13 protein-coding genes are annotated in these 12,820 nt (G+C 66.9%); 1 reads left to right on the top strand and 12 read right to left on the bottom strand.

Annotated features, from left to right (window positions below; genetic code table 11):
* Positions 1 to 235 precede the first annotated feature (235 nt).
* The 12 genes from EV216_RS14555 to EV216_RS14500 all read right to left on the bottom strand — a co-directional run bounded on the left by EV216_RS14555 (position 236) and on the right by EV216_RS14500 (position 12,092).
* Complete coding sequence (locus EV216_RS14555; RefSeq protein ID WP_132696261.1) at positions 236 to 1,444, bottom strand: NADH-quinone oxidoreductase subunit D; 1,209 nt, start codon at positions 1,442 to 1,444, stop codon at positions 236 to 238.
* 1 nt (position 1,445) lies between these two features.
* Positions 1,446 to 2,321, bottom strand: a complete 876-nt coding sequence (locus EV216_RS14550; RefSeq protein ID WP_132696260.1) for a sulfotransferase family protein — start codon at positions 2,319 to 2,321, stop codon at positions 1,446 to 1,448.
* Positions 2,318 to 2,935: an NADH-quinone oxidoreductase subunit C gene (locus EV216_RS14545; RefSeq protein WP_132696259.1), complete on the bottom strand. Its 618-nt coding sequence runs from the start codon at positions 2,933 to 2,935 to the stop codon at positions 2,318 to 2,320. Before EV216_RS14545 ends, EV216_RS14550 begins: the two co-directional genes overlap by 4 nt.
* A 138-nt stretch (positions 2,936 to 3,073) precedes the next feature.
* A complete protein-coding gene (locus EV216_RS14540) occupies positions 3,074 to 3,607 on the bottom strand; it encodes a NuoB/complex I 20 kDa subunit family protein (protein ID WP_132696258.1) in 534 nt (177 codons plus the stop codon).
* Entirely contained in the window at positions 3,598 to 3,963 is a 366-nt protein-coding gene (locus tag EV216_RS14535; RefSeq protein ID WP_132696257.1) for an NADH-quinone oxidoreductase subunit A, read from the bottom strand. Before EV216_RS14535 ends, EV216_RS14540 begins: the two co-directional genes overlap by 10 nt.
* A 255-nt stretch (positions 3,964 to 4,218) precedes the next feature.
* Positions 4,219 to 5,013: a crotonase/enoyl-CoA hydratase family protein gene (locus tag EV216_RS14530; protein ID WP_132696256.1), complete on the bottom strand. Its 795-nt coding sequence runs from the start codon at positions 5,011 to 5,013 to the stop codon at positions 4,219 to 4,221.
* The gene (locus EV216_RS14525) at positions 5,006 to 5,881 is read right to left on the bottom strand and encodes a hydroxymethylglutaryl-CoA lyase (protein WP_132696255.1); all 876 of its coding nucleotides are present in this window, start codon (positions 5,879 to 5,881) and stop codon (positions 5,006 to 5,008) included. Before EV216_RS14525 ends, EV216_RS14530 begins: the two co-directional genes overlap by 8 nt.
* On the bottom strand, positions 5,874 to 7,814 hold the full coding sequence (locus EV216_RS14520; RefSeq protein ID WP_132696254.1) for an ATP-binding protein: 1,941 nt from the start codon (positions 7,812 to 7,814) through the stop codon (positions 5,874 to 5,876). Before EV216_RS14520 ends, EV216_RS14525 begins: the two co-directional genes overlap by 8 nt.
* Before the next feature lie 86 nt (positions 7,815 to 7,900).
* The gene (locus tag EV216_RS14515; protein WP_132696253.1) at positions 7,901 to 9,505 is read right to left on the bottom strand and encodes a carboxyl transferase domain-containing protein; all 1,605 of its coding nucleotides are present in this window, start codon (positions 9,503 to 9,505) and stop codon (positions 7,901 to 7,903) included.
* Positions 9,506 to 9,607: 102 nt separating this feature from the next.
* Complete coding sequence (locus EV216_RS14510) at positions 9,608 to 10,126, bottom strand: lysozyme inhibitor LprI family protein (protein ID WP_132696252.1); 519 nt, start codon at positions 10,124 to 10,126, stop codon at positions 9,608 to 9,610.
* A 36-nt stretch (positions 10,127 to 10,162) separates the two neighbouring features.
* Positions 10,163 to 11,326 (bottom strand): isovaleryl-CoA dehydrogenase, encoded by a 1,164-nt coding sequence (locus EV216_RS14505; protein ID WP_132696251.1) that lies wholly within the window; start codon positions 11,324 to 11,326, stop codon positions 10,163 to 10,165.
* Between the two features lie 151 nt (positions 11,327 to 11,477).
* A complete protein-coding gene (locus tag EV216_RS14500) occupies positions 11,478 to 12,092 on the bottom strand; it encodes a VPLPA-CTERM sorting domain-containing protein (RefSeq protein ID WP_165899265.1) in 615 nt (204 codons plus the stop codon).
* A gap of 249 nt (positions 12,093 to 12,341) precedes the next feature.
* On the opposite strand from EV216_RS14500, the gene EV216_RS14495 reads away from it, so the two are divergent.
* Positions 12,342 to 12,803 carry a CreA family protein gene (locus tag EV216_RS14495; protein ID WP_132696249.1) on the top strand — a complete coding sequence of 154 codons (462 nt, stop codon included), beginning with the start codon at positions 12,342 to 12,344 and terminating at the stop codon, positions 12,801 to 12,803.
* The last annotated feature ends 17 nt before the right edge of the window (positions 12,804 to 12,820 follow it).

The following is a 12,820-nucleotide window of genomic DNA, read 5'->3' as shown; positions in this document are numbered from 1 at the left end:
GCGGGCACGGCGAGACGCGCCCCTGTCGTGGTTCCCGCACGTTGCCGCGCGGTCCGGTCCGTGGGCGACCCAATGCCGCCCGCCGGGTTCACAACAGCCCCCTTCCGATGCCGACGGCCCCCCGCCGACATCCCAGCCCTGCCCGCCGCGGGACGCGACGCACCAAGCCTGCCACCGGCCCCAGCGCCGACGGCTGCCATCCCCGCACGCAGGGCGGATATGGCCTGCGACCGGATCACCGGTCGATCTCTCCGAACACCACGTCCATCGTGCCGATGATCGCGGCGACATCGGCCAGTTGATGGCCGCGTGTCATGTGGTCCAGCGCCTGCAGATGCAGGAAGCCCGGCGCACGCAGCTTGGCGCGATAGGGACGGTTGGTGCCGTCCGCTACCAGATAGACCCCGAACTCGCCCTTGGGCGCCTCGACCGCGGCATAGACCTCGCCCGCGGGGACGTGGAACCCCTCGGTATACAGCTTGAAGTGATGGATCAACGCCTCCATCGAGGTCTTCATCTCGGCCCGCGTCGGCGGCGCGATCTTGCCGCGATTCAGCACCTCGCCCGGTTCGCGCCGCAGCTTTTCGCAGGCCTGCCGGATGATGTGAGTCGACTGGCGCATCTCCTCCATGCGGACCAGATAGCGATCATAGCAATCACCGTTCTTGCCGACGGGGATCTGGAACTCGAATTCGTCATAGCATTCATAGGGCTGCGACCGGCGCAGGTCCCAGGCCATGCCCGATCCGCGCACCATCACGCCCGAAAAGCCCCAGTCCAGCGCCTCCTGCGGACTTACCACCCCTATATCTGCGTTGCGCTGTTTGAAGATCCGGTTCTCGGTGAGCAACCCGTCGATATCGTCCATGACATTCGGGAAGGCTTCGGCCCAGGCGTCGATATCCTCGATCAGATCGGGCGGCAGGTCCTGGTGCACGCCACCGGGCCGGAAATAGGCCGCATGCAGCCGCGCCCCGCAGGCCCGCTCATAGAAGATCATCAGCTTCTCACGTTCCTCGAAGCCCCAGAGCGGCGGCGTCAGCGCGCCCACATCCATCGCCTGCGTGGTGACGTTCAGAAGGTGGTTCAGCACCCGCCCGATTTCCGAATAGAGAACCCGGATCAGTTGCGCCCGGCGCGGCACCTGCGTTCCGGTCAGCTTTTCGATGGCCAGGCACCAGGCATGTTCCTGGTTCATCGGCGCGACGTAATCCAGCCGGTCGAGATAGGGCAGGTTCTGCAGGTAGGTGCGGCTTTCCATCAGCTTCTCGGTGCCGCGATGCAACAGCCCGATATGCGGGTCGGCGCGCTCCACGATCTCGCCGTCCAGTTCCAGCACAAGACGCAGAACACCATGCGCCGCAGGGTGTTGCGGACCGAAGTTTATGTTGAAGTTGCGGATGCTCTGCTCACCCGCCCGCGCACCCATGGCGTTGTCCTTCATCTCACACCCCCACCCGATGCGATTGCCAGACAGGGGGCACGCGCCCCAGCCGCTCTGCCACGAAATCGTATTGCGGCGCCAGCCATTCCGCCGCCGCGCGCCGCTGCTCGCGGCTCATCGGCACCGGCACGCCCGCATGCACCCGTACACCAAGTTCGGCCGACCTGGTCGCGATCCCCAGGAACCCGCAAATCCGGTCGATCGAGGATTGCGAGAACAGTTCCTCATAGTAGGACAGACAAAGCCGCGTCGGATCGACCGCCGCCCACAGTCGGGTCAGCACCGACCGGTAATCGCCCCGCTCTGCGATATGCGTTTCATCGCCCGCCAGCACCCGCGCCAGGATCCGCCCCGCCCTCGGCCCGATCGCCTCGCCCGGATTGGCGCGGCGGCGCGCGATCATGCGCACATGGCTCCAGAGCCGGTCGACCGGGTCCCGCAAAAGGTAGACGAAGCGTACATCCGACGCCATCGTCGCCATCCGTTTCAACCGCCCCACCGGCAACAGGGAATAGGCTGGGGTTATGTCGCCAATAAGGCGGCGCGTCCCGCGACCGGCGGCAAGGTAATCCAGATAGCCCGCCTCGGTTCCCGCCGACAGGGCCGCCGACCAGTCCGCCAGATCGGCCATGCGCCGGGCGCGCGTCTCGGCCCGGGCGCGGCTGGCCGACACCGGGCGCGCGGCAAGACGGGCCCGCTCTTCGTCAAGCTCCGCCCGCACGCGCTCCAGCCGACCCTCCTCCAGGGAATCGAAGAAATGCAGCTCCTTGATCGAGCGCAGATGGCATTCGGGATGGCCCGCCAGATAGCGGTGCAGCCAGCTTGTGCCCGCCTTGGTCGCGCCGACCCCGAACATGAGCGTCGTCTCTCCGGTCATGGCCGCCCCTTGGCCCCGGCGGCCTTGTCATCGCCCGGCAGGATGTAATCCGCGCCTTCCCACGGACTCATGAAATCGAACAGCCGGTATTCCTGCGTCAGTTTCACCGGCTCGTAGACCACGCGCTTTTCGGTCTCGGAATAGCGCACCTCGGTATAGCCGGTGGTCGGGAAATCCTTGCGCAGCGGGTGCCCGCGAAAGCCGTAATCGGTCAGGATGCGGCGCAGGTCCGGATGGCCGGAAAAGATGATGCCGAACATGTCGAACACCTCGCGCTCGAACCAGTTGGCCGAGGGGTGGACGGTCGCGATCGAGGGGATCATCTCTTCCTCGCGGACAGCGCATCTCAGCCGGATACGCTGGTTCTGGTACATCGACAGGAAATGATAGACCACGTCGAAGCGCACCTCGCGCTCGGGGTAGTCGACCGCGGTAATGTCGACCAGCGTCGAGAACCGGCAGGTGGCGTCCGCGCGCAGGAATTCGACCAGCCCCACGATCGCGGACGGGGCGGCTGTCACGTTCAGTTCGTGATACGCCACCTCCCAGCCGATCACGCTGTCGCTGCGGCGCGCGGCAACATACTGGCCAAGCTCCTTCAGAGCCTCATCCATCGGACATCCTCCCTGCGCGCGCCGCCTGGACGCACGCCGTCCTCCGCCCTCCTTCTGGGCCGGAGAGGGGACGAAAGCATGTGACCAAGTCACACACCGTCGCATCCGCGTCGGCAACATGTGCTACGATCTCTGCGCTCATCGAACGATGGTCCCGGTGCGGCGGATCTTCCGCTGCAATTGCAGGATGCCGTACAGCAGCGCCTCGGCGGTTGGCGGGCAGCCCGGCACATAGATGTCCACCGGCACGATCCGGTCGCAACCACGCACCACCGCATAACTGTAGTGGTAATAGCCGCCGCCATTGGCGCAGGATCCCATCGAGATCACATAGCGCGGCTCGGGCATCTGGTCATAGACCTTGCGCAACGCGGGGGCCATCTTGTTGGTCAGCGTGCCCGCCACGATCATCAGGTCCGACTGGCGCGGGCTTGCGCGCGGCGCGGTGCCGAAGCGTTCGAGGTCATAGCGCGGCATCGAGACATGGATCATCTCGACCGCGCAGCAGGCCAGACCAAAGGTCATCCAGTGCAGGGACCCGGTGCGCGCCCAGTTGATGATGTCCGCGGTAGAGGTGACAAGGAAACCGCGATCCTGCAATTCGGCATTCAGCGCGCGCGTGGCCTGTTCGGCATCGGGGCCGGCGGTCGTGGGGTTCGTCGTCACGCCCATTCCAGTGCCCCCTTCTTCCATTCATACGCAAATCCCACGGTCAGGACGCCCAGAAAGACCATCATCGACCAGAAGCCCAGCATCCCCATCTCGCCGAAGGACACGGCCCAGGGGAACAGGAAGGCGATTTCGAGATCGAAGATGATGAACAGGATCGCCACGAGGTAGAATCGCACGTCGAAGCTCATCCGTGCATCGTCGAAGGCGTTGAAGCCGCATTCATAGGCCGACAGCTTCTCGGGGTCGGGGCTTCTGACCGCGATCACCACGGCCGACAGCAACAGCAGAAGGCCAAGCGCCACCACCATGCCGAAGAAGATCGCGATGGGAAGGTAGTTGCTCAGAAGCTCTTCCACCGGGTTCTCCCTTCTGTCCTGCGCGCATTGCTGACTCTTTCGCGCGTCTTTTCTACCCCGACGTTAGCCGGGACACCGGGGGCGGGTCAACAAAGCCCGTCCCAGGCCCTCGGCCCCTCTGTTAGCGCGGCCGGGCAGAAATGTATACAGTCGTGCGCATTGAAAACGCGCCGGAATGACGCATCCGGGAAAAGTGATGAAAAACATGGCCTTTCCGCGCCGGAGCTCGGAAATCCGCGGGGCCTCGGACGGGTATCAGCCGCCCTCGCCGACCGCCCAGCGCGGCTTGCGCCGACCGAAGAAGGCCGCGATTCCCTCGGCCGCCTCGTCGGTTTCCCAGGCCTCCACCAGGCGGGCGATGCTGTCCTCGATCACCGCCTCGTCGATGCGCGGACCCAGTGCGCGCAGCTGCGCCTTGGCGCGGGCGACAGCACCCGGAGCACAGGCCAGGAAGGGTGCGATCTCGGCCTCGGTCGCGGCGTCCAGCTCCGATTCCGGCACCGCCCGCGCCAAGAGGCCCATCGCCACCGCCTCGCCCGCGTCGAAACGTCGGCCCGACAGGAACACCCGCCGCGCCGCCGCCTCGCCCAGACGGGCGACAACATAGGGCCCGATGGTGGCCGGGATCAGCCCGAGCCGGGTCTCGGTCAGCGCGAAGCGCGCGGTATTCACGCCCACCGCTACGTCGCAGACCGACATAAGCCCCACCCCGCCGCCGAAGGCCTGCCCCTGCACCCGGCCAATCAGCGGCCTGGGCATGGTGTTCAGTGCGCCCAGCATCCCCGCCAGCCGCCGCGCGGCGGCGGCCCGGGTCGGGCCATCGGCCGCGATCTGGGCCTGCATCCAGGCCAGATCGCCGCCCGCGCAGAAACTGGCGCCATTGCCGGTCAGCACGACCACGCGCACCGCGGGATCGGCACCAAGCCGCTCGGCCGCCGCATGCAGCGCCGCGATCAGATCTTCGGACAGCGCGTTGTGCTTGTCGATCCGGTTCAGCACCAGACGCGCAACGCCGCGCCCGTCGATCTCGATCCCCAGTTCCTCACGCATCGCGCCCGTCTCCCTCGCCTGTGCGCATCGCGCGCGCCATCGCCGCCGCCGCCTGGATCACCGCCAGATCAAGCCCGGTCTCGTAGCCCAGTTCCGCCAGCCGCGCCGCCACCGCCTCGGTCGCCACATTGCCGGTGGCGCCCTTTGCATAGGGGCAACCGCCAAGCCCGCCCACCGCCGCGTCGAAGACCCGCAAGCCCAGAGACAGCGACGCCTCGATATTCGCCAGCGCCCGCCCCGCGGTGTCGTGGAAATGCCCCGCCAGCCGGTCGGGCGGCGCGACGTCGAGCACCGTACGCAGCATCGCGGATACGCTGTCCGGCGTGCCCTGCCCGATCGTGTCGCCAAGGGAGATCTCGTAGCAGCCAAGGCACATCAGCCGTTCGGCCACCTCGGCAACGCGCGCGGGCGGCGTCGGGCCGTCATAGGGGCAGTCGGTCACGCAGGAAATGTAGCCGCGCATGCGCATCCCGTCGGCCCGCGCCGCCTCGGCCACCGGGGCGAAACGGTCCAGGCTTTCGGCGATGGTCGCGTTGATATTGGCCCGGCTGAACCCTTCCGAGGCCGCGCCGAAAATCGCAATCTCGTCCGCGCCCGCGGCCTTGGCCCGTTCATAGCCCTGCATGTTCGGCGTCAGCGCGGCATAGCGCACGCCCGGAGCGCGGGCGATGCCCGCCAGCACCTCGGCGCCATCGGCCATCTGCGGCACCCATTTCGGGCTGACGAAACTTGCCACCTCGATCCGCCGGAACCCGGCACGCGACAGCATGTCGATCAGCGCGATCTTTTCAGCCGTGGGAATCGGGCGCTTCTCGTTCTGCAACCCGTCGCGCGGGCCGACCTCGAAGATCTCGACGCGCTCAGCCATCCTCGTCCTCCAGCCGGACCAGGGGCGCATGCGGTTCGACCTGGGTGCCCGGCGTGACCATCACCTCGGCCACCACGCCATCGCGCGGGGCGGTCAGGGTGTGTTCCATCTTCATCGCCTCGAGAATGGCCAGCGGTTCGCCGACCGTCACCGCCTGCCCTGCCGTGGCAAAGACCGCCTTGACAAGGCCCGGCATCGGCGCCTCGATCACGCCGGAATGGGCATGCACCGCCGCGGCCCTGTCCAGCGGATCAAGCGGCACGAAACCGAAGGTGCCCGCCTCCCCCGCAAAGACATGGATCGCGCCGCCCGCCCGCAGCACCGGCCCCGGCGCGCGGCCCGCGATGCGCCAGCCACCCGCGTCGCGATGCGCCTCGAGCAACTCGCCCGCGATCTCGACCTCTGCGCGGCCGGGGCCGGTGGCCATCACCACGCCCGTGATCTCCTCGCCCGCATGGGCCAGCGTCAGCATCCGACGGAGCGGCGACCAGAGCGCAAAGCCCGCAAGCGGCCCCTCGGGCAGCGCGGCGGCCTCCAGCAGAGCGGCGGCCTGCACGGCCAGCGAGGGGCCTGGCGCCTCGGTCAGCGCGGCAAGGTCGCGCTCGATCAGGCCCGTGTCCACCTCACCCCGCGCGAAACCTTCATGCCGGGCAAGACGGCCGAGAAAGGCCAGGTTCGTCACCGTGCCCGCCACCTGCGTCTCGTCCAGCGCGCGCGCCAGACGGTTCAGCGCGACCGCGCGGGTGGGGCCATGCACGACGATCTTGGCGATCATCGGGTCATAGAACGGGCTGATCCGGTCGCCCGTGCGCACGCCCGTATCGGCGCGCAGCCCGGGCGGAAAGGCCAGATGGGCCAGCGTTCCCGTGGCGGGCAGAAAGCCTGCGGGCACATCCTCGGCGTAAAGCCGCGCCTCGAAGGCATGGCCGGTCAGCGGGATGTCGTCCTGCCGCAGCGGCAGCCCCTCTCCGGCGGCGACGCGAAGCTGCCATTCCACCAGATCGAGGCCGGTGATCGCCTCGGTCACGGGATGTTCGACCTGAAGCCTTGTGTTCATCTCCATGAACCAGAACCGGTCGGGCCTCAGCCCGTCCGAGCCATCGACGATGAACTCGACCGTGCCCGCGCCCTTGTAGCCGATGGCCTTCGCCGCCCTGACCGCCGCCTCGCCCATCGCAGCGCGCATCTCGGCGGTCATGCCGGGCGCGGGGGCTTCCTCGATCACCTTCTGGTGGCGGCGTTGCAGCGAGCAGTCGCGTTCGTACAGATGCACGGCGTCCACCCCGTCGCCGAAGACCTGAACCTCGATATGGCGGGGTTTCTCGACATATTTCTCGATCAGCACTGCATCATTGCCAAAGGCATTGCGGGCCTCGGAGCGGGCGGCGGACAGGGCGGCGGGGAAATCGGCTGCGGCCAGCACCTTGCGCATGCCCTTGCCGCCGCCGCCCGCCACGGCCTTGATGAGCACGGGATAACCGATGGCCTCGGCCGCACCGGCCAGGTGTTCGTCATCCTGGTTGTCGCCGTGATAGCCCGGCACCACCGGAACGCCCGCCTGTTCCATCAGTGCCTTGGCCGCATCCTTCAGCCCCATCGCCCGGATCGCGGAGGCCGAAGGGCCGATGAAGGTGAGCCCCGCCGCCTCGACCGCATCGACGAAACCGGGGTTCTCGGACAGGAAGCCATAGCCCGGATGGATCGCCTGCGCCCCGGTGGCGCGGGCGGCCGCGATGATGCGCTCGGCGCGCAGGTAGCTTTCGGTCGGCGCTGCGCCTCCGATGGGCACCGCCTCGTCGGCGGCGGCGACATGGGCGGCGTATTCGTCAACGTCGGAATGGACGGCGACGGTTGCCACCCCCATCCGGCGGGCGGTGGCGATGATGCGGACCGCGATTTCGCCGCGGTTGGCGATGAGGATTTTCCTGAACATCCGTGCCTCTTGTTGCGGTCGCCTGGGGGGGGCCAGCCCCCCGCACCCCCCGGGGTATTTGGCCCAAGAAGAAGGAGGGGGCGGGGCTACATCCGGAACACGCCGAAGCGGGTTTCGGGGATGGGCGCATTCAGCGCGGCCGAGAGCGAGAGGGCGAGCACCGCGCGCGACTTGCGCGGGTCCACGATGCCGTCATCCCAGAGCCGGGCCGAGGCATAGAGCGGGTGGCTCTGGCGCTCGAACATCTCGATGGTGGGGCGCTTGAACTCGGCCTCCTCCTCGGGCGACCAGGTGGCGCCCGATCGTTCGATGGCGTCGCGCCTGACCGTCGCCAGCACGCCCGCCGCCTGTTCGCCGCCCATCACCGAGATGCGGGAATTGGGCCAGGTCCAGAGGAAGCGGGGCTGATAGGCGCGGCCGGCCATGCCGTAATTGCCCGCGCCGAAGGACCCGCCCACGATCATGGTGATCTTGGGCACATTGGTCGAGGCGACGGCCGTGACCATCTTGGCGCCGTGGCGCGCGATGCCCTCGTTTTCGTATTTGCGGCCGACCATGAAGCCGGTGACGTTCTGAAGGAAGATCAGCGGCGTGCCGCGCTGGGAGCAGAGTTCCACGAAATGCGCGCCCTTCTGGGCAGATTCCGAGAAGATCACGCCGTTATTGGCGATGATGCCCACGGGAATGCCCATGACATGGGCAAAGCCCGTGACCAGCGTCTCGCCGAAGCGCGGCTTGAACTCGTCGAAGCGCGAGCCGTCGACGATGCGCGCGATCACCTCGCGGATGTCATAGGGCGTGCGCAGGTCGGCGGGCACGACACCCAGCAATTCCTCGGGGTCATAGGCCGGGTCTTCGGGCGTTTCCAGCCGCACGGTTGCGGGTTTCTCGCGGTTGAGATGCGCGATTGCCCGGCGGGCGAGCGCCAGCGCATGGGCATCGTCCTCGGCCAGGTAATCCGCCACACCCGACAGCCGCGTATGCACGTCGCCGCCGCCCAGATCCTCGGCCGTGACCACCTCGCCGGTGGCGGCGCGCACCAGCGGGGGCCCGGCCAGGAAGATCGTGCCCTGCTCGCGCACGATGATGGTGACATCCGACATGGCGGGCACATAGGCGCCGCCCGCGGTGCAGGAGCCCATCACCGCGGCGATCTGGGGGATGCCCTTGGCCGACATCCGCGCCTGGTTGTAGAAGATGCGGCCGAAATGATCGCGATCGGGGAAGACCTCGTCCTGGTTGGGCAGGTTGGCGCCGCCCGAATCGACCAGATAGACGCAGGGCAGATGGCATTCCTCGGCGATTTCCTGGGCGCGGAGGTGTTTCTTGACCGTCAACGGGAAATAGGTGCCGCCCTTCACGGTGGCATCGTTGCAGACCACCATGACCTCCTGGCCATGCACCCGCCCGATGCCCGCAATCACGCCCGCCGCGGGCGCCTCGCCGCCATGGATGCCATGTGCGGCCGTCGCGCCGATTTCCAGGAACGGCGCGCCGGGATCGAGAAGGTTCGCCACCCGTTCGCGCGGGAGCATCTTGCCGCGCGCAAGATGGCGCTCGCGCGCCTTGGCGCCGCCGCCCAGCGCGGCCAGCGCGGCGGCCTCCTCGACCAGGCGCAACGCGTCCAGATGGGCGGCGCGGTTGGCGCGGAAGGCGTCCGAACCGGGGATCGCGGCAGAGGTCAGGCGCATGACCGAACCTCCCCAAGGCGGGCCGTCTTGCGGATCATGGGCATCGTTCCTCCCTTGGACCGACCCGCGCTGTCCCTCCCCCGGACGGCGCGGGCCCTGGGTCTACTTTGTCTGCATGTAGCGTAGCGCGTTTTCGTAGAACAACGCGCGTTCGGCCATCTGTTTCATCGTGCAACTGGCCGCGGCGGTCACGCGATAGGGCGTGCCGCGGCGCAATCCGGCCTCGATCCAGCAGCGGGTCTCGCTCCAGCGGTCCCACTCTGCCTGTTCCTTGGCCATGTCGTCGGTCATCTTCGCCTTCTGCTGCTGGGCCTCGGGCGTCTTGGCGAAGGCGGCATCGGCCTTTTCGGCTTCGGCCAGCATCGCCTTGAAGGCGACATCCATCCGGCCCTTCCAGTATTCGGCCTCGGATTGCAGGCACACCGCGCTGTCGCTGACCGAGGCGCCCTTGACCTTCTGGATGCAGGCGCGGGCCGCCTCGCCCACGCAGAGGAACGCGGCGCCGGGGCGCTTTTCCTTTTCCATGCAGGCCAGCGTCGCGTCGGGCTTGAACTCGATCACCTGCGCCGCGGCAGGACCGGCAAGCGCCAGCGTCGCGGCCAGAAGAAGGGGGAGTCGCATGGGATCACCTCTCAAAGTTGAGTTTGTGACTCAGCTTTACTCCATCGCCTTCATCAGTTCACGCCCCACCAGCATGCGCCGGATCTCGGATGTGCCGGCGCCGATCTCCATGAGCTTGGCATCGCGGAACAGCCGCGCCACGGCGCTGTCGGCAAGAAATCCAGCCCCGCCCATGGCTTGCACCGCCTGATGGGCCTGTTTCATCGCCTCTTCGGAGGCGTAAAGCACGCAGGCGGCGGCATCCTGGCGCGTCACCCGGCCGCGATCACAAGAGCGTGCAACGGCATAGACATAGGCCCGCGCGCTGTTCATCGCCGTATACATGTCGGCGATCTTGCCCTGCATCAGCTGGAAATTCCCGATCGACTGCCCGAACTGCTTGCGGTCGCGCATGTAGGGCATGATCTCGTCCAGACAGGCGGCCATGATTCCGGTGCCGATGCCGGCCAGGACCACGCGTTCGTAGTCCAGGCCCGACATCAGCACCCGAACGCCCTTGCCCTCCTCGCCAAGGACGTTCTCGAAGGGGACTTCCACATCGTCGAAGATCAGTTCGGCCGTGTTCGAGCCACGCATCCCGAGCTTGTCGAAATGCGGAGACGTGGAAAACCCCTTCATCGTTTTCTCGATGATGAAGGCCGTGATGCCCCTGGGCCCGGCCTCCGGATCGGTCTTGGCATAGACCACCAGCGTATCGGCATCGGGGCCGTTGGTGATCCAGTATTTCGTGCCGTTCAGCGTATAATAGCCGTTCTTCCTTTCGGCGCGCAGCTTCATCGACACCACGTCGGAGCCCGCCCCGGCCTCGGACATGGCCAGCGCGCCGACATGCTCGCCCGAGAGCAGGCCGGGCAGGTATTTGCGTTTCTGCGCGTCGGTGCCGTTCAGCTTGATCTGGTTCACGCACAGGTTCGAATGTGCCCCGTAGGACAGCGACACCGAGGCCGAGGCGCGCGCGATTTCCTCGACCGCGATCACATGGGCCAGATAGGACATGCCCGCGCCGCCATATTCCTCGGGCACGGTGATGCCCAGCAGCCCCAGCTCGCCCATCTCGCGCCAGAGCGCGTGCGGGAAGATGTTGGTGCGGTCGATTTCGGCCGCCATCGGCTTGACGCGCTCTTGCGCCCAGCGATGCACCATGTCGCGCAGCGCGGCGGTGTCCTCGTCGAGGTCGAATTCCATCGTGGCGGTGAACATCCGGCGCGCCTCCTCCCGGCACTTATTGAACGCTTGTTCATATAATACGCTTCCGGACCGCGGCGGTCAAAAAGAAACTGGGCGCTCCGACAGGAGCGCCCAATCCCGATCTCTGGCAAACAAAACTTTTACGTTACATACGCTTGCGTCGTCAGCCCTGGCGCCGCCGAAGCACCGCCAGCGTACCCAGCCCCGCGACAAGAAGCGGCAGCCCCGCGGGCAACGGGATCAGCGACGGATCGGACGCGACCCCATACTGGATGAAGTCGAATTCCATGATCTCCTGCGAGGTCACGTCGAAGGTGATCCAGGAGAAGCCGCCGGTGTCGATGATGCCGAAAAAGCCCGCGCCCGACCGGGTGACGGGCTGGAACAGATCAGCGATCACATTCCCGGCGCTGTCGCCATAGCTGACATTTGTGGCGGCATTGTCGAAGGACGACCAGTCGATGCCGAACGCGTTGATCGCGCTGGTGAAACTCAGCGTGATCGACCCGCTTCCGCTGAAGCCCAGCCCCTGCGCCCCCTCGGTCCGCGTCAGCGGATTCGAGCCGTAAAGCGTCAGACCGCCGACTCCGGCATAGGTGAGCGTGAATCCCCCGAAATCGGTGACCAGACCCGGATCCGCGACCAGCCCCTCGAACCCTTCGGTGGACAGCGTGCCGCCGAAATCCGCAGCCCAGTCCGCCCGCTCGGCCTGCAGCGTGCCAAGCCCCCCGGGCAGGATGGCCTCGGCGGTGTATGTCGTGGTGGCGCCAAACGCCATTGTTCCGGCAACGGCAAGAGCCGAAGCCAGTGAAAGGCTTCTGAACATCATCTTACTTCCCCTGTTACTACCTTCGCCGCAGATCGCGGCACCAACCCTGGTGACGAAATGTTAACACAGTTTCGTAAAACGCCAACCCGTGAGACCCCGGGACAGAGTCCACCCACCGCCGCTGCGCCGTTCTGCGGGGTGGCGGGACAGGGCCGGACAGCCCAGCCTGGACCCGTCCCGGATCCGAAAGGAGTCGCCATGATCCGCCCCACCCTGTTCGCCGCATTTCTCACCAGCCTGCCGCTCGCCCTGCCCGCACAGGAGATCGGGCGCGTCGGCGTGGACTGGACCGGAAACGACATCATCCTAGAAGCGGTGGCCGATCCCAAGGTGAAGGGGGTGACCTGCCACATCGCCTATTTCAGCCGTTCGCTGATCGACCGGCTGAGCCAGGGCAACTGGTTCGAGGATCCATCGAACGCCTCGATCGCCTGCCGCCAGACCGGCCCGATCGAGATCGGCACTATCGACCGCAGCCGAGGCGGCGAGGAAGTGTTTCGCGAAAGCCGGTCACTGGTGCTGAAATCGCTGCGCGTGCGGCGCGTGTTCGACGAGGCGAATCAGACGCTGATCTATCTGGTCCATGCCCGCGAACTGACACAAGGCTCGGCCAAGATGTCGATCTCGACCGTGCCGCTTTATCGCTCGGGCGCCGAGTAGCGGCCCCGGGCGCGGGC

Origin of the sequence: Rhodovulum steppense, from assembly GCF_004339675.1 — a bacterium.
GTDB classification, from domain to species: domain Bacteria; phylum Pseudomonadota; class Alphaproteobacteria; order Rhodobacterales; family Rhodobacteraceae; genus Rhodovulum; species Rhodovulum steppense.
This window is presented reverse-complemented; position numbering and strand designations above follow the sequence as displayed.